Annotated in this window: 18 protein-coding genes; 14 read left to right on the top strand and 4 right to left on the bottom strand. The window is 45.4% G+C overall.

From position 1 onward, the window contains the following. Nucleotides 1-7 precede the first annotated feature (7 nt). Nucleotides 8-859 (bottom strand): aldo/keto reductase, encoded by an 852-nt coding sequence (locus ABC831_RS22025; RefSeq protein ID WP_343250226.1) that lies wholly within the window; start codon nt 857-859, stop codon nt 8-10. Between the two features lie 174 nt (nt 860-1,033). On the opposite strand from ABC831_RS22025, the gene ABC831_RS22020 reads away from it, so the two are divergent. Then, nucleotides 1,034-1,888, top strand: a complete 855-nt coding sequence (locus tag ABC831_RS22020; RefSeq protein ID WP_343250225.1) for a LysR family transcriptional regulator — start codon at nt 1,034-1,036, stop codon at nt 1,886-1,888. Between the two features lie 158 nt (nt 1,889-2,046). Next, the gene (locus ABC831_RS22015) at nt 2,047-2,361 is read left to right on the top strand and encodes a DUF4368 domain-containing protein (protein ID WP_343250224.1); all 315 of its coding nucleotides are present in this window, start codon (nt 2,047-2,049) and stop codon (nt 2,359-2,361) included. Between the two features lie 155 nt (nt 2,362-2,516). Here the strand turns inward: ABC831_RS22015 and ABC831_RS26570 are convergent, their stop codons facing one another. Further along, nucleotides 2,517-2,717, bottom strand: coding sequence for a helix-turn-helix transcriptional regulator (locus ABC831_RS26570; RefSeq protein WP_425524615.1), 201 nt, complete (start codon nt 2,715-2,717; stop codon nt 2,517-2,519). 671 nt (nt 2,718-3,388) lie between these two features. Here ABC831_RS26570 and ABC831_RS22010 point away from each other — a divergent pair. Both ABC831_RS22010 and ABC831_RS22005 read left to right on the top strand, forming a co-directional pair. Beyond that, a complete protein-coding gene (locus ABC831_RS22010) occupies nt 3,389-4,051 on the top strand; it encodes a TetR/AcrR family transcriptional regulator (protein ID WP_343250223.1) in 663 nt (220 codons plus the stop codon). Between the two features lie 16 nt (nt 4,052-4,067). Continuing rightward, nucleotides 4,068-4,889: a nucleoside phosphorylase gene (locus ABC831_RS22005; RefSeq protein WP_343250222.1), complete on the top strand. Its 822-nt coding sequence runs from the start codon at nt 4,068-4,070 to the stop codon at nt 4,887-4,889. Between the two features lie 132 nt (nt 4,890-5,021). On the opposite strand, the gene ABC831_RS22000 is transcribed toward ABC831_RS22005, so the two are convergent. Further along, the gene (locus ABC831_RS22000) at nt 5,022-6,029 is read right to left on the bottom strand and encodes an ABC transporter substrate-binding protein (protein WP_343250221.1); all 1,008 of its coding nucleotides are present in this window, start codon (nt 6,027-6,029) and stop codon (nt 5,022-5,024) included. A gap of 146 nt (nt 6,030-6,175) precedes the next feature. Here ABC831_RS22000 and ABC831_RS21995 point away from each other — a divergent pair, with 146 nt between their 5' ends. The 3 genes from ABC831_RS21995 (at nt 6,176) to ABC831_RS21985 (ending at nt 8,093) form a co-directional block, all read left to right on the top strand. After that, nucleotides 6,176-6,904, top strand: a complete 729-nt coding sequence (locus tag ABC831_RS21995; protein WP_343250220.1) for a phosphatase — start codon at nt 6,176-6,178, stop codon at nt 6,902-6,904. A gap of 36 nt (nt 6,905-6,940) precedes the next feature. Beyond that, nucleotides 6,941-7,663 carry a phosphatase gene (locus tag ABC831_RS21990; RefSeq protein ID WP_343250219.1) on the top strand — a complete coding sequence of 241 codons (723 nt, stop codon included), beginning with the start codon at nt 6,941-6,943 and terminating at the stop codon, nt 7,661-7,663. Nucleotides 7,664-7,802: 139 nt separating this feature from the next. Then, on the top strand, nt 7,803-8,093 hold the full coding sequence (locus ABC831_RS21985; RefSeq protein WP_343250218.1) for a YerC/YecD family TrpR-related protein: 291 nt from the start codon (nt 7,803-7,805) through the stop codon (nt 8,091-8,093). A 150-nt stretch (nt 8,094-8,243) separates the two neighbouring features. Here ABC831_RS21985 and ABC831_RS21980 read toward each other — a convergent pair whose 3' ends face one another. Further along, the gene (locus ABC831_RS21980; protein WP_343250217.1) at nt 8,244-8,861 is read right to left on the bottom strand and encodes a DUF1836 domain-containing protein; all 618 of its coding nucleotides are present in this window, start codon (nt 8,859-8,861) and stop codon (nt 8,244-8,246) included. A gap of 288 nt (nt 8,862-9,149) precedes the next feature. On the opposite strand from ABC831_RS21980, the gene ABC831_RS21975 reads away from it, so the two are divergent. The 7 genes from ABC831_RS21975 (at nt 9,150) to ABC831_RS21945 (ending at nt 16,805) form a co-directional block, all read left to right on the top strand. Continuing rightward, nucleotides 9,150-9,839 carry a PspA/IM30 family protein gene (locus ABC831_RS21975; protein ID WP_343250216.1) on the top strand — a complete coding sequence of 230 codons (690 nt, stop codon included), beginning with the start codon at nt 9,150-9,152 and terminating at the stop codon, nt 9,837-9,839. Between the two features lie 129 nt (nt 9,840-9,968). Continuing rightward, nucleotides 9,969-10,958: an SPFH domain-containing protein gene (locus tag ABC831_RS21970; protein ID WP_343250215.1), complete on the top strand. Its 990-nt coding sequence runs from the start codon at nt 9,969-9,971 to the stop codon at nt 10,956-10,958. 70 nt (nt 10,959-11,028) lie between these two features. Beyond that, entirely contained in the window at nt 11,029-13,239 is a 2,211-nt protein-coding gene (gene pcrA, locus ABC831_RS21965; protein WP_343250214.1) for a DNA helicase PcrA, read from the top strand. Between the two features lie 416 nt (nt 13,240-13,655). Beyond that, nucleotides 13,656-13,919 (top strand): DUF4366 domain-containing protein, encoded by a 264-nt coding sequence (locus tag ABC831_RS21960; RefSeq protein ID WP_158344442.1) that lies wholly within the window; start codon nt 13,656-13,658, stop codon nt 13,917-13,919. Between the two features lie 143 nt (nt 13,920-14,062). Beyond that, the gene (gene rlmD / locus ABC831_RS21955) at nt 14,063-15,427 is read left to right on the top strand and encodes a 23S rRNA (uracil(1939)-C(5))-methyltransferase RlmD (protein WP_343250213.1); all 1,365 of its coding nucleotides are present in this window, start codon (nt 14,063-14,065) and stop codon (nt 15,425-15,427) included. A 61-nt stretch (nt 15,428-15,488) separates the two neighbouring features. Then, nucleotides 15,489-15,743, top strand: coding sequence for a hypothetical protein (locus ABC831_RS21950; RefSeq protein WP_343250212.1), 255 nt, complete (start codon nt 15,489-15,491; stop codon nt 15,741-15,743). 75 nt (nt 15,744-15,818) lie between these two features. Beyond that, a complete protein-coding gene (locus tag ABC831_RS21945) occupies nt 15,819-16,805 on the top strand; it encodes a virulence RhuM family protein (protein ID WP_343250238.1) in 987 nt (328 codons plus the stop codon). Nucleotides 16,806-17,152: the final 347 nt, after the last annotated feature.

Here is a 17,152-nt window from a genome sequence, read left to right as displayed (position 1 = left end):
CTCCTTATCATTCGTGGATTTTTAATCCGTTGAGCTGCTTGGCCGTACACCAGCAGTGGTGGTCAATGATTTCGCTGTGGCCAATATCCATTGTGGCAATCGACTGCATTTCCGGCTCGGTCAGTTCAAAATCCCAAATATTCATGTTTTCCACCATGCGTTCTTTGTGAACCGTTTTGGGGATAATAATCACGCCTCTCTGAATGTGCCAGCGCAGGATTACTTGCGCCACTGTCCTTTCATGTTTTGCGGCAATGGATTTCAGCAGCTTGTTATTAAAAATATTCTTTTGCCCTTCCGAAAGCGGCCCCCACGCCTGCGGTTTGACTCCAAACTCATCCATAATCTGCAAGGCATCGTTCTGCTGATAGAAAGGATGAATTTCGATTTGATTGACGGCGGGTGTGGTTTCGATGTTCATGCACAGGTCAATCAGACGATCCGGCGAAAAATTGCAGACGCCAATGGCGCGAATTAAACCGTCTTTCTGCAATTTTTCCATTGCCCGCCATGCGCCGTAGTAATCGCCAAAGGGTTGGTGGATGAGGTATAAATCCAAATAATCCAGCCCCAGCTTCTTCAAAGAAGCATCGAAGGCTTTCAACGTACTTTCATACCCGGCATCCTGGATCCAGAGCTTTGTTGTGATAAACAAATCCTCTCTTGAAATGCCGGAGGAATAAATTGCCGCCCCCACCGCTTCTTCGTTGTGGTATGCCGCCGCTGTATCAATCAGGCGGTATCCCACCTCAAGCGCGTCCTTAACGCACTGTTCACACTGCAAAGCATCTGTAATTTGAAAAACACCATAGCCCATGAGCGGCATTTGAATACCGTCATTTAATGTTACATACTGCACGTTATTCCCTCCTATTTCTCTGTGTTCTTACATTTATTATAAAAGCGGCATCGTAAAAAGTACAATGCTGATTCTTTTGTCTGCTATGCTCTAAACGCATAGTGGATATTGAAAAGTCAAATGAAATAAAGTATAATAAATAAAATACCTATTTCGTGAGCAAGGAGGGATGATATGATTGACACGCAGCAATTAGAACAGTTAATTTTCATAGCAGAACAAGGCACGTTGTCGAAAGCTGCCGAAAGACTGCACTTATCGCAACCGGCCATCAGCCGTTCCATGCAAAGGCTGGAGAATGATCTTGGGGTAACACTATTTGACCGGCAAAAGAATAAGATTGCATTAAACTCCAATGGAGAGTTGGCTGTACAGTACGCGCAAAAAATAACAACTCAAATTCAGGATATGGTCAACGGTGTCCGAGCGCTTGATCGCAGCCAGCGCACCATAGCAGTCGGTTCCTGCGCTCCTGCTCCCTTGTGGAACATCGTCCCGATGCTGAACACCATTTATCCAGAAATGACGATTTCCTCCGAGATAAAGGAGCCGGATAAATTGATGCAGGGGCTGCTGGATGGAACCTTTCACATAATCGTAACACCCACTCTGATCAATGAGCCGAATGTCTATTGCACAAAATATGGAGAAGAACAACTCTTTTTTTCTCTGCCACCGGGCCACGCGCTATCTGGAAAAAAGGGGCTTCATCTAAAAGATTTAGACGGAGAAACCATGCTACTGCATTCCAAAATTGGTTTTTGGCATCATATGCACATGGAAAAAATGAAAGCAACCCATTTTCTCCTGCAAGATGATTATTCGGTATTCCGAGAAGTGGTGCAGGCTTCCGCGCTGCCATCCTTTACCTCTGATGTTGTTATGGAAAGAGAGGGGAAACCGTCAAACCGGGTCATCATTCCTATTCTTGATGAAGAAGCCCATGCCACCTATTACTGTATCTGTTTGACAGCGAACCAGAAAAAACTATCTTCGTTCTTTCAGCGGATTGAAAAAGATAACTCTTAGCTTTAGCTGATTGTCTATTACACCAAGTACACGAAATCCTATACTTACTTTTACGCTCTTATATACCGTTAGATTGAGTAGTTCAAGGAGTAAAAACATTCACAAATTATGTCTCCTGACATTCACTGTTGCAGCTTGACAAAAGCACCGTGCCGCCTTTGAACAGCTTGCTCTGGCGAACCTATCCGACCCAGTTTAAGGCGTTGACGGGCGGTTACGAGGAGGAAAAGCAGGAGCTGACCAACCGCAGTGAAATGCTGGAACAGGAAATCAACGCGGAGGAAGACCGGATGCTGAATGCAGACCGCTTTCTCAAGGTGGTACAGCGATACACGGAGATTCAAGAACTGACGCCGGAAGTCGTGCGGGAGTTCATTGAGAAAATTGTGGTGCATGAAAGAAGCGAGCCGTGGAAAAAGAAGAACTACACCCAGCAGATTGACGTGTACTTCAATTTTGTAGGGCAGGTCTAAAGCAGAAAAGCCACAGGATATCGAAATATCCTGTGGCAAATCTTAAAATTGGAAAACATCCTTGTCAGGCGGAGCTGAATCTCTCTTTTTTTTGTATGAGGGGAACGATTCGCTTATTTGAATAGAAAGGAAACATTTTTAATAAGGAAATACTTTTAATTCTTACCATAGACTAATTGATTTATCGTTATATCATATAACTGACACATCTGGATGATATCTCCGATCCGTGGTTCCCGATGATCCGTTTCCCAGTTACTTAAGCACTGCCTTGATATATTTAATATGTTTGCAGCTTCACATTGTGTGAATCCGGCAGCATGTCTGTAATGGGATAAATTTTTGCCTAATTTCAAAGTATGGCGCCTCCTTTTGTATAAAAGCTCAAACAGGTATGCTACGATCCTTATGAAAAATCTGTCGCTGCATTGCCGTTTGTAAATTTATAATGATTATGTAAATATATACTATAAATAGTACTTGCGTTTGATCGACAAAAAAGACCGCGGTTGGCAGCCTTTCCATAATGATATTTGTTTATAAGCAAATGAATAGTACATAGACGTATCTGTATTATCCTTCTGTATCAATCCTTCTGTATCAATCGTTCTGTATCAAATCAAATTTTTACCACTCATATGTTTTTTATTTATACATATGAATTCGCAATTATTGGAAAATCAAGTTATGACATTTGGAAACTGGTTTTCAAAATATTATTTATCATAACAGTATTGATATATTTATGCAAAAATTGTCTTTAATATAGCAAAATTTGTCCTTATATAATTTAGATTAGATATTATTATTGAAATATTTAAATAAAGCTAGATGTAATATTAAGAGGATTTATATATTTATATTATTTTCGTTGACAAAGCGACAATGATGCCGCATAATTAAAAAACGACATATGTGTCGCAAATCGAAAACCAGGGTGGTGATTCCAATAGTGTTTCAATCACAGAATCATATGCAAAGATTTACAGAAGCGAGAAGTGAAACTCAACGAAACAATAATAAGCTAATGAAAGCACAAAGAACAGAAGCACAAAGAATCGAAGCACAAAGAGCGGAAGCACAAGTAGCGAAAGAAGAACTGACTAATATTCAATACACGAAAGGAATAAATACAAAGAAGCGTATTTGCCGGGAAGCCTACAAATTGTTTGCGGAAAAAGGATTTAAAGATGTTACTATGACTCAAATCTGCGAAAAAACAGGTCTGAGCCGGGGTGGTTTGTACCGCCACTACGGAAGTACTGCTGAGATATTTCAGGCCATCGTGGAGCATCTGATGTATCGGCAGGCTGATGAATTCGCAGAAAAAATCCAACAGGGAATGCCTGCTGTGCAGATATTAGAAGAAGTTTTCAGCAGATATGAGTCTGAAATGGCCGACAGTGAGCATTCGTTGAGTATAGCTATATATGAATACTTCACTAACCCTGGAGTTTCAGAAAATAACCGTCCGCTTTCCATACATTACGAACATTCGAAAAATATGTGGAAAGAGCTCCTCAATTATGGAATCCAACGGGGGGAGTTTCAAGACGTAGATACCGACGCGGTATTTGAATTAATTATATTTTCCTATCAGGGGGTGCGCATGTATAGCAGGCTCATTTCCATATCCCCTGAGGTCCCGGGCAGAATCCTTAGACTGATTAAATCTGTATTAATAAAATAAAAGGGAGAGTGAAAACATGCCGCCTATTTTTTACCGCCAGTCGGCTGCTGGCAAATATCCGGGAGAAGGAATCAGCAAAGAATATGAAAGAAATCGAAATCAGGCCCTGATTAATCCTGTTGATATCATTAAACCAATCCAGGATTTTCCAGACATCTGCATCACAACATTTTCAAAAAAGATAATAGACAAAACAGCAGCATTAATGAATGCGGAAGTGATTACAAATCTTGTATCGGCAAATGGCCTCAATCCTATCTACAGGATCCGCTGCGCGGGCAGAGACTTTGCGCTGTACTGTTCGCGGGTAGGCGCGCCGGCCAGTGTATGCGAGATGGAAGAAGTCATAGCCATGGGGGCTGATAAGTTTGTGTTTTTCGGCAGCTGCGGTGTATTGAATGATGCTGTCGTCCGGAACCGGATCATCGTACCAAGCGGTACGGTCCGGGATGAGGGGACCAGCTATCATTACGCGGCCCCGGAAGATGACTTGGTCCCTGACCCTAAGATGAATGAGATTCTTCAGTCCAGCCTGGAGGAACTTCGGTGGCCCTACGTAACAGGGAAGATCTGGACAACGGATGCCATATACAGGGAAACGATACAAATCATCAGCGAACGAAAAGAAGAGGGGTGCATTGCGGTCGATATGGAATATTCCGCGCTTCTGGCAGCTGCGAGATTCAGAAATATAAAGTTCCTCCAGTTCTTCTTCGGGGCGGACAGTATGAACGAGGAGGTCTGGCATTCCAATGACCTGACGGATTATGGAATCAGTAACGCGGACAATTATATGAAACTGGCTGTTTCCTGCGGGCTGCGCCTGTCATGCGCATAGCTTTCCGCTTGCGGAAAAAAGGGCAGGGCGCTCTGGTCAAGCGGCCCTGCCCCTCTTCGACGGAGTCAGAAACCTTTGTTCATCGTATCTGTTACTCACCGTTTCCCGGATCTTATGAAAAATAATGCAGATTTATTTTACCGCATTCTCAGCAAATTCCGTGGTAACCAGGTCGGCGTACGGTACCCGCTGGGACAGTTCGCCGGCTTCTTCCAGGATATTCTGTAACAGGGTAAAGCTGTCTTCCTGGAAAATAAGGTCCGCTTTCCAGGTATCCTGGCTGTAATACCGATTGACGATGGTGGTAATTGTCTCCAGATCCGTATCTTCAAACTGGGGAGCGATCACTTTGGCGATCTCCTCCGGGGTATGGGACTGTACGAAATCCATCCCTTTCTGGAGCGCGTTAGTGAAGCTTTGAATGATTTCCGGATTCTGTTCGATATAGCTTTTTCTCGCGCTGTAAGCGGTGTAGGGAACATAGCCGCTGTCGACCCCAAGGGAGGTTACGACATAGCCGTCGCCCTGCTGCTCCAGCAGTGTGGCGGATGGCTCGAATTCCACGGTATAGTCGCCCTGGCCGCCGGAGAAGGCCGCACCGGTGGAACCGAAGTCGATACTCTGGTCAATGTTCAGGTCCGTGGCTGGATCAATGCCATTTTTCTTCAGGATATACTCGAAGACCATCTGAGGCATACCGCCTTTTCTTCCGCCAAGCACGTTCTTACCTTTGATATCATTCCAGGAAAAGTTATCCATGGGCTGTCTGGCCACCAGGAAATTCCCGGCCCGCTGTGTGAGCTGGGCGAAATTAACCATGTAATCTTCGCTGCCCTGATTGTACACGTAGATCGAAGATTCCGATCCCATGAAGCCGATATCCGCTTCACCGGAGATAACGGCGGTCATGGTCTTGTCGGCACCAAAACCACATACGAGATCCAGGTCGATGCCCTCGTCTTTAAAATATCCCTCTTCGATGGCCACATACATCGGAGCGTAAAAGATCGAGTGGGCAACTTCGTTCAGCGTGACTTTCGTAAGTCCTCCGCCGCCTTTGTCGGACTTTGAACCGCAGCCGGCCAATGATGTCACCAGCAACACGGCAGCAAGTAACAGATACAACCATTTCTTTTTCATATGATTCCTCCTAAAATTTGAACAGTATATTATATTAGCGTGGGACAGAAAATGTGCGAATTTATTTGACAGAATGTAAAAAGTCAGCTAAAGTTTTATTCGTAGCAAGGTTTATCAACGATAGATTCAGAAAAGAGGAAACAATCGTGAATTTCGTATTGGATACTCATACCCATACATTGGCCAGCGGCCATGCCAAGAACACTATACGGGAGATGGCCGCCACAGCTGCTCAGCGGGGAATCCGGCTGCTCGGCATCACGGAGCACGGCCCGAAATCCCCGGGAGTCTGTAAAGAATATTATTTTAACAGCTTAAAGCTGGCCAGCCGGAACGTGTGCGGTGTCGAGCTTCTGCTGGGCGCGGAACTGAATATTCTGGACACGTCAGGACAGGTGGACCTGCCGGATCAGACCCTGCGGGAACTGGATCTGAACATCGCCAGCCTCCATACCCCCTGTATCACGCCCAGCTCAAGGCAGGAGAATACCCAGGCGTATATCCGCGTGATGCGCAATCCCTATGTGGACATGATCGGTCATCCCGATGACGGCCGCTATCCGGTCGATTATGAGGCCATCGTGCAGGCGGCGAAGGAATGCGGCGTACTGCTGGAGCTTAACGAGAGCTCGCTGCGCCCGGACAGTTCCAGGAAGGACGCCTGTGAAAATGACAAAGAGATGCTGAAACTGTGTATCCGTTATCAGGTTCCCATCGCAGTCGGCAGCGATGCTCATTGCCGTGAGGACGTGGGAAACAACAGCTATGCGCTGGCGCTGCTGCGGGAACTGCAGTTTCCGGATCAGCTTGTCTTAAACGGGTCTGTGGAGCGCTTTAAAGAACATCTGCGCACCCGCCGCTGTAAGGCAAAATAAACGTCGTCTATGGCAATCAGGAAAGAAGGAAACAGCATGAATTATGTATTAGACACTCATACCCACACAGTCGCCAGCGGACATGCGTACTGCACGATTCGGGAGATGGCAAAAGCGGCTTCGGAAAAAGGACTGGAATTACTGGGGATCACAGAACACGGCCCAATGATGCCAGGAAGCTGCCACGAGTTTTATTTCAGCAATATCCGGGTCGTAGACCGGGAACTGTACGGAGTGGAACTGTTATTCGGTGTAGAGCTGAACATTCTGGACTATAACGGCCGTGTAGACATGGAAGACCGTCTGCTTCGAAAGATGGACTTGAACATCGCCAGCCTTCACACCCCCTGCACCGCTCCGGGAACCAGGGAGGAAAATACGGCCGCCTACATCAACGCAATGAAGAACCCCTGCATAGATATCATCGGCCATCCGGACGACCGCAGATACCCCATAGATTACGAGTCTCTGGTCCGGGCGGCCCGGGAACGCCATGTGGCTTTGGAAGTAAATGAAAGTTCCCTGCGCCCCGGCAACTCCAGAGTGGACGCGAAAGAATTCGATGTGGAAATGCTGAAATACTGCCGTCAGTACAACGTGCCTGTAGTGGTAGGAAGCGACGCCCATTTCGACACCGACGTAGGCAATCACAGTTTTGCTGAAGCGCTGTTCCGGGAGACGGATTTTCCGGAGGAGCTGATCCTGAACCGGTCAGTTGAGGCTCTTAAGGAATTTGCGAATAAGTATAAAAACAGGTAACAGCGCGGAAGATACAAACTTTGTATCATTCAAAGGCTTTTTCAAAAAGTGGAAATATTTGTATGAACCTTCTGGACTTTAAAATTTCACTGTGCTAAAATAACAGATAAGGACTATTTGTAAAGGAGCATATGCGGTCATGAGTAAAAAGATCAGAACTGAAGCCGTTGACCATTTATTTGAAGCGATCTTAAGCTTGAAAGACAAAGAAGAATGCTATACGTTCTTTGAGGATGTCTGCACAGTCAATGAGCTGTTGTCGTTATCCCAGCGTTTTGAAGTAGCTAAAATGCTCCGGGATCACAAGACCTATCTGGAAATCGCCGAAAAGACCGGAGCATCAACCGCTACGATCAGTCGGGTCAACCGTTCGTTGAACTATGGGAACGATGGGTATGACATGGTGTTTGAGAGAATGGATGAAGAGTAAAAGATGTTATCCTCAAAAAGGAAGCGGGAATTTATGAAGCTGCCGCCAGAACATCCGGAATAGAAAACAGCGGGAAGTGAAATGCTTTATGACATCACGTCATAAAATTTCACTTTCCGCTGTTTTTTATTATTTTTTAGCTATGAGCACTTATTTTTTGTCTTTCCCATTTTCCTTTGGGAGAGAATCGATTAATTTTTCTATAATCATCTTTTTGACATAGACATCAAAACTCAGCATGCAGATAAAGGAGAAAGTTCTCAGAAACGCCTGGTCTTTTTCTTCTGCCTCGGGGAAGGTTGCCTGGGCCTGCTTGAATTTATCGATGATATCCTGTTTCAGGATATCGATCTGCTCCTTTTCAAGGCTGAATACTTCCTGATAAATGGATTTGATGTCATATTCGCCGGAATCCTGGCCCGGATGGAAAAATTCACGGGTGATGGGAGCCAGAAGGTCCTGAATATCCTGAATCGTCAAAATATTTTTGAAGTAATAAATGAAAATCAACAGCAGCTGGTGTTCCTTGGAGTATTTCTTTTTCTCCGGAGGGGGCAGCAGCTGGTTTTTCGCGTAATTATTGATCATGGTTTTAGTCAGAATCTTATCATCCGGATTCCGCTTGGATGAGGCGAGGTGGCTGTTCATGAAAGTAGTAACCTGATCCATATATAATTCAATATTGGGTATGTCTTCTAATTTTATATAACTTATACGTGACAAGCTCTCCAGAATACTGTTCAGCATATCATTCGTATCAATTGTCATTTTGACCTCCTGTACCGCGTTTACACCGGGTTAATCTAACTCTACAAAACACATTATATAGTATTGAAAACTAGATGGCAAGTAAAAGTCGGATTTTGTTATTATTTTTATCGCCAGGAGTATTTAGCGGCTGTTTTATAGCTGCTTCTGTGGGAGGGGACTGCCGAAAGGAGCTAAGGCTGATATTTTCCAGACTGCTAATTTTTGTTTTAAAACCGTGACATGTGGAGGGTTTTGTATTATAATTGAGAAAATGTAATTCTTACACCGCATAAGGAGGATAATCAAATGGCAGGAATTTTAAAACGATTCGGAGATATTATGTCTGCGAATATCAACGCGTTATTAGATAAAGCAGAGGATCCGGAGAAGATGATCGATCAGTATCTGCGGGAGGCAGAGAGCGATCTGGGCAAGGTGAAAGCGGAGACCGCTGCTGTGATGGCAGAGGAAAAGCGCGCCCTCAGAGAACTGAATGAATGCAAAGCAGAAGCCGGCAAGATGCAGAACTACGCGGAAAAGGCTCTGATGGCCGGCAGCGAGAATGACGCCAGGACATTCCTGGCCAAGAAGGCAGCCCTGACAGAAAAACAGAACACGTTGGAGCAGAGTTACCGGATGGCGGCTGAGAACGCGGCGAAGATGCGGAATATGCATGACAAGCTGGTCACTGACATCAATGATCTGAATGCGAGAAGAGATACGATCAAGGCTAAAATGAAAGTGGCCAAAACGCAGCAGAAATTAAATGAACTGGGTGCCAGTGCCAATAAGGCTTCCGACACGTTATCCGCGTTTGGGAGGATGGAAGCAAAAGCGAACCGGATGCTGGATGAAGCCAATGCGATGGCGGAATTAAACGAGAGCTCCGCGGACAATGACATTGACGATCTTATGAGCAAATATGACAGCCCTTCCTCTTCCGACCCGGCGATTGACGATGAGATGGCGGCGCTGAAGGCTAAGCTGGGGTTATAAATAAGATCCGCAGCGAAGAGGATGTATCGCTGTGGAACACGCAGTACGGGAAGGCCGGGAGTTTCATTTCACACGAAAGGATGTCTGTACGGGACATCCTTTTCAAAATCCACTGGGAGGATTGAACGGATGGGATTATTTAGCAATCAGTTATCAAATGTAGTAGAATGGGAAGAATACCGGGACGACGTCCTGTTTTGGAAATGGAAAAACGACGAAATCAAGAAAGGCAGCAAACTGATTATCCGCCAGGGGCAGGATGCCATTTTCATGTTTAACGGAAAAGTAGAGGGTGTGTTCGAGGACGAGGGCAGCTTTGATGTGGAGACCCAGATCGTTCCGTTCCTGTCGACGCTGAAAGGTTTCCGTTTCGGATTCAACAGCGGTATGCGGGCCGAGGTTTTATTTATCAACACGAAAGAGATTACCGTAAAATGGGGCACGAAAAACGCGATCAATATTCCGGCTCCGGGCTTGCCCGGCGGAATGCCGATCAGGGCTTTTGGCACTTTTAACTGCAAAGTGGCGGACGCGCTGGTGCTGATCGAGAAGATCGCCGGGGTGAAGGTTCTGTTTACGATCGACGAGGTGAAAGAACGGGTTACCTCCATGCTGGATCAGGTGCTGATGAAGTGGATCGTGCGGGAAGGCAAGGATATGTTTAATCTGCAGGCCAACGCGTTTGATATTTCCAGGGGGATCTGTGAAGATCTGGATATGGAAATGCAGAAAATAGGGATCGGCATCACCGGATTTGCTATTTCCAGCTTCTCGTATCCGGAGCAGGTACAAAAAATGGCCGAGAAGGCGGCGTCCCAGAGTATGGTCGGTGATATGAACCGCTATACCCAGATGGGGATGGTGGATGCCATGGCGAATGGGAAGAACGGAGGAAATCCGGCTTCCGATATGGTCGGACTGCAGATGGGCATGATGATGGGGCAGCAGATGGTCAATCAGATGGGGCAGAGCATGAGCCAGGGGCAATTCGGGGATGCCGGACAGCAGGGTAATTCTGGTCAGTCAGGAAACGGCGCGGCTCCGAATTTCTGTCCGAATTGCGGAACGAAGACGAACGGCGCGAATTTTTGTCCGAACTGCGGGCAGAAGTTGATTTAACGTTATACGATTGGGGTTTGATATATTGTCATTACAGTCAAAAGAAAATGAGGACGACAGGCGGTACGATATGAGTATTTATGATACATTAAATGAGCAGCAAAAGGAAGCGGTATTCCATACGGAGGGACCGCTTCTTATCCTGGCCGGGGCCGGATCGGGGAAAACGAGGGTCCTGACCCATCGGATCGCTTACCTGATCGAGGAACAGCACGTGAATCCATGGAATATCCTCGCTATAACCTTTACCAACAAGGCGGCGGGTGAGATGCGGGAACGGGTGGATCATCTGGTGGGATTCGGCGCGGATAGTGTCTGGGTGAGCACCTTTCATTCCTTATGTGTGAGGATTCTGCGGCGCTATATAGACCGGATCGGGTACGGCACCAGTTTTACCATCTATGATTCGGATGACCAGAAGAGCCTGATGAAGGAAGTATGCCGGAAGTTAAATATTGACACGAAGATTTACAAGGAACGTTCTCTGCTGGCGGCTATCTCGTCGGCGAAAAATGAGCTGATCAATCCGATGGAATTCGAGCTGAATGTGCTGGGCGACTTTGGCAAGAAGAAGATCGCGGAGGCTTATAAGGAATACCAGAGGCAGCTGCAAAGCAACAATGCGCTGGATTTCGACGACCTGATCATGAAGACAGTGGAGCTGTTCCAGACTTGCCCGGATGTGCTGGACTACTATCATGAGCGGTTCCGGTATATCATGGTAGATGAATATCAGGATACCAACGGGGCTCAGTTCCAGCTGATCCATCTGCTGGCCCGGAAGTACCACAATCTATGTGTGGTGGGTGATGATGATCAGTCCATCTATAAGTTCCGGGGAGCGAATATTGAAAATATCCTGAATTTTGAAAAAGCGTTTGCCGATACGAAAGTTATAAAGCTGGAGCAGAATTACCGCTCTACGCAGAATATATTGAACGCGGCCAATGAAGTGATCCGGAATAACGCGAACCGGAAAGCCAAAACCCTGTGGACGGAAAATGAGGAAGGCACGCCGATTCTCTTTCATCAGTTCCAGACCAGCTTCGAGGAAGCAGAGTTCGTGGTAGGTGATATCGCTTCCAAAGTGCGGGAGGGGGAAGGAGAGTACAGTGACTGTGCTGTGCTGTACCGGACGAACGCCCAGTCCCGTGTGTTTGAAGAGAAACTGGTTTTTGCGGGAATCCCGTATAAGCTGGTAGGCGGCGTGAACTTCTATGCCAGGAAGGAAATCAAGGATCTGCTGGCTTATCTGAAGACGATCGATAATGCGTTGGATAACCTGGCGGTGCGGCGGATTATCAATGTCCCCAAACGGGGGATCGGTGCGACTACGCTGGGGCGTATCCAGGATTATGCGGATGAACATGAATTGAGTTTTTATGACGCGCTGAAGCAGGCGGAAGAGATTCCGGCGCTTAGCCGCAGCGCTTCAAAAGTGAAGCCGTTTGTACTATTTATCCAGACGCTGCGCGGTAAAGTTCCGTTCTTGTCCGTATCGGAGCTGTTGAAGGAGATTATCGATGAGACCGGTTATGTCCGGGATCTGGTAGCGGAGGATACGGAAGAGGCCCAGGGGCGGATCGAGAATATCGAAGAGCTGGTCAATAAGGTGGTTTCCTATGAGGAAAGCGCGGAATCACCTACGCTCAGCGGATTTTTGGAAGAAGTGGCGCTGGTGGCGGATATCGACAGTCTGGAGGAAGGCAGCAATTATGTGGTGCTGATGACTTTACATAGTGCGAAAGGGCTTGAATTTCCCAATGTGTATCTGACTGGTATGGAGGAAGGTCTGTTCCCGAGTTATATGTCTCTTCATTCGGATGATCCGGAGAAGGAGATCGAGGAGGAGCGCAGGCTTTGCTATGTGGGCATGACGCGGGCTATGAAGACGCTGTATCTGACGTGTGCCAGGCAGAGATTGGTTCGGGGCGAGGTACAGTATAATCCGGTTTCCCGGTTTATTAAGGAAGTGCCGTCGTTACTGATGGAAACGGCTGGATATAAAACGGATAAGGTCAAGGAAGCACAGAAGAACGCGGCTTATGCCGCGGCGAAAACGGCGTTTAAATCGAAGGCGTTCGAGCCAAGGCAGTTCACGGTTAAAAAATCGGAGGGGCTGGATTACGGCGTTGGTGACACGGTGCAGCATATCAAATTTGGACGCGGTGTGGTGGCGGCTATCGTCGAGGGCGGCAAGGATTATGAGGTTACCGTGGATTTTGAAAGCGCGGGGCGGAAAAAGATGTTTGCTTCGTTTGCTAAATTAAAAAAGATGTAATTGGGTATACTATTTTACGATCGTTTTAAAGAGCTGGTGTAAAAATAAAGCTCCATGGAAGGATATATTGTACAGTATCCCTTAATGCATGCCCTTCGGGCGGGGGCGCAGCAAAGCTGTTCTATAAAGTATTCTTAGCTGTACGGTTACGATATTTATACTCAGTGAAAGGTTTTGCGGTAAGGACATTCCTGTTTACAGATCAGCTTGTACTAAGCAAAGGTTTACAGTAATGTTAAATAAAGGTATAAAACTATAGTAAAAACGGAAAACTCGTGGTATAATAATTCCGATGAGAAGATGGATTTTGCCGTATAAGGATCCCGGAAGGAAGCAGACTTTTCGGAAACTTTGTTTCCAAACGGCTCCATTATGTTCCAACATGGAACAATAAAAAAGAAAGGACGTGTGTAGGCATGTGCGGAAAAAACAAAATGGAAGACTTATTGGCTACAACGAAATTAAACGAGCTGTTACACAAGAAGGAAGAAGATAAGAGCAAAAATACGGTGCTTTGGGTACTGGCGATTATCGGAGCGATAGCAGCAGTTGCGGCGATCGCATACGCAGTTTACCGTTTCTTCACTCCCGATTATCTGGAAGACTTTGAAGATGATTTTGATGATGACCTGGATGACGATTTCTTCGATGACGAAGATGACGAGCCGGCAGGGGAATAAAGTACAGAAGCGAGTTTGAGAGGCTGCCTTTAAAAGCAGCCTTTTTATTTGTTGAAGATGTGTATGATAAACAGATGTGTATGATAAATAGATGTGTATGATAAATGAAAAGGGCATGATATAAGCACTGTTGGAGGATTCGTATGAAAAAGGGACAGATTTGTGAGGGCGTAGTTGAAAAAGTAATGTTTCCGAATAAAGGAATTGTCATATCGGATGGGGAGCGGGCTGTTGTGAAAAATGCAATTCCTGGTCAGACCGTTCGGTTCGCTGTGAATAAGATTAGAAAAGGAAAATGTGAGGGGAGGCTTCTGGATGTGGTGGAGCGTTCCCCGATGGAGATAGATGCGGCCTGTGGGCATTATGGAGTGTGCGGTGGATGTAATTATCAGACGCTGCCTTATGAGGAGCAGCTGAAGATAAAAGAGGGACAGGTGAAGGAACTTCTGGATGGGGTCTGTGAGGATTATGAGTTCGAGGGGATTTTAGGAAGCCCGAAGCAGTTCGGTTATCGGAATAAGATGGAGTTCTCATTTGGCGATGAGGTGAAGGACGGTCCGCTTGCACTTGGGATGCATAAACGGGGGAGTTTCTATGATATCGTGACGGTGGATGGCTGCCGGATTGTGGATGAGGATTTTCGGAAGATCTTAAGGTGGAGTCTGGAGGTATTCCGGGAGGCAGGGACGCAGTTTTATCATAAGATGAGTCACAGTGGATGCTTGCGGCATCTGCTGGTGAGGAAAGGGGTTAAGACCGGGGAGATCCTGGTGGATCTGGTTACAGCTGCCGGGGAGGTGGCCGGGATCCGGAAATGGGAGGATGGACTGCTGAAGATCGAACGGGATGGGGAGCTGAAGGGCAAGATCGCTGGAATTCTGCATACGGTGAACGAGAGTGTGGCGGATGTGATCCGGGATGATGGGACAGAAGTGCTGTATGGGAAGGATTATTTTTATGAAGAGCTGCTGGGGATGAAATTTAAGATATCGCCGTTTTCATTCTTCCAGACGAACTCACTGGGGGCTGAGGTCCTGTATGAGAAGGCCAGGGAGTATGTGGGGGATACGAAGGATAAAGTGCTCTTTGATCTGTATAGCGGCACGGGGACGATCGCTCAGATGATGGCGCCGGTGGCGAAGAAGGTGATTGGTGTGGAGATCGTTGAGGAGGCTGTGGAGGCGGCTAAGGTGAATGCCAGTCTGAATGGGCTTGAGAATTGCGAGTTTATTGCCGGGGATGTGCTGAAGGTGGTGGATGAGATCGCGGAGAAGCCGGACCTGATTGTGCTGGACCCGCCCAGGGATGGGATTCATCCGAAGGCGTTGGAGAAGATTATTGATTTTGGGGTGGAGAGGTTGGTGTATATTTCTTGTAAGCCTAGTAGTTTGGTTAGGGATTTGGTGGTGCTGCAGGAGAGAGGGTACCGGGTGGTTAAGGCTGGCGGGGTGGATATGTTTCCGGGGACGGTGCACTGTGAAGTCTGCGTGGAATTATGTCGAAAATAGGCTTGGTTCTATAAAGTAGGTGCATAAAATTGATTAATAGATATTAGGAGGAAATAATAATATGAATGGATTAATTGTTTCTGTAGTTATTAATATATTTTCTTCTATCATATATGATGTAGTTGGTAAGGGAATAAATTTAGAATCCAAAAAACTCAAACAGATAAAAGAAAATGCAAAACAGAGTGTCAGTAGAGAATTAGCAAGAATGCAAGAACAAAGTCAAATTTATCTTATAGGTAATTATAAATATATTTATGCTACTGTATTCGGTCAATATTTGTGGACGAATTTGAATGGAATATTATATTTATGATTATTAGGAAAATGTGAAATAATTACTATCAAATTTTTTGAGGGGAGAAGAAATTTGGAAAAATCAAGTATTTTAATGTACACAACTGAAGACGGAATCACTAAAGTTGAAGTTACATTTGATAATGACACAGTATGGCTCTCGTTGGATCAGATTGCAGAGCTATTTCAAAAGAATAAGTCTACAATATCCAGGCATATCAAAAATATTTTTTCAGAAGGTGAGTTATTGGCGGAAGCAACTGTTGCAAAATTTGCAACGGTTCAAAAAGAAGGAAATAGAACTGTTGAACGACAGATTGATTTCTATAATCTTGACGTGATCATTTCGGTCGGATACCGTGTAAAGTCCCTTAGAGGAACACAATTCAGAATCTGGGCCACGAATATTTTAAAAGAATATATGAAAAAGGGGTTTGCCTTAGATGATGATCGCTTGAAGAACCTTGGAGGCGGCAATTATTTTGAAGAACTATTATCACGTATCCGTGATATTAGATCTTCAGAAAAAGTATTTTGGCGAAAAGTTCTGGAAATCTATGCGACCAGTATTGACTACAATCCTAAGGCTGAAAGTTCAGTGTTGTTTTTTAAACAGGTGCAGAATAAAATGCATTGGGCAGCACATAAGCATACTGCGGCAGAGGTGATTTACCAAAGGGCAGATGCGGATAAAGATAATATGGGGCTGACTACATGGAGCGGCAACCGTATAAAACGCTCTGATGTAGAAGTGGCGAAAAATTATCTTGATGAAAAAGAGTTGGATGCACTCAATAAAATTGTCGCGGCATATTTGGATATTGCAGAGGTACATGCTTTAAATCAGGAACCAATGTATATGAAAGACTGGCTGGAGACGATTGATGATTACCTTAGGATGACCAGACGAGATATATTAACAACAAAAGGGAAAGTAACACATCAGCAAGCATTAGAGAAAGCACATTTGGAGTATGAAAAGTATAAAAGAAATCAGGAATATATATTATCTCCGGTGGAATGTCATTTTTTAGAGAGTATAGGGGAATTAGATAAGTTGGAGGGAAAAAATAATTATTAGGATTCTGACGAAAGGTTTCCACTAAGGGAGAATTATATGTTTTCGCCATTATTATTATCCACTCACCACACTGCGAGGTTTGTGTCGAATTAGTACGGACTAAAAAATAGTGGAAGTTCAAATGATATTTAAAACGAGGTTACCATTTTGTGTTTAAACAATAGTGATTTAATCAGACGCCATATTTCAACTCACTCTTAACGTTCGTCTGAAGAAAGTGCGGCTGTTTCAACTTTAGAAACATTTTTGGCTTCAGATGGAAAAATAAAGGTAGTTTAATTATTGAGTGCGCAGGGGTAAATCATTACCTAAATATGCGAAATATATCCCCTGTGTAGTGTAAAATA

It is taken from the genome of Diplocloster hominis, assembly GCF_032380655.1.
GTDB classification, from domain to species: Bacteria; Bacillota; Clostridia; order Lachnospirales; family Lachnospiraceae; genus Diplocloster; species Diplocloster hominis.
The sequence above is the reverse complement of the archived record's forward strand: the minus strand, read 5'-3'. Positions and strand labels throughout refer to the sequence as shown.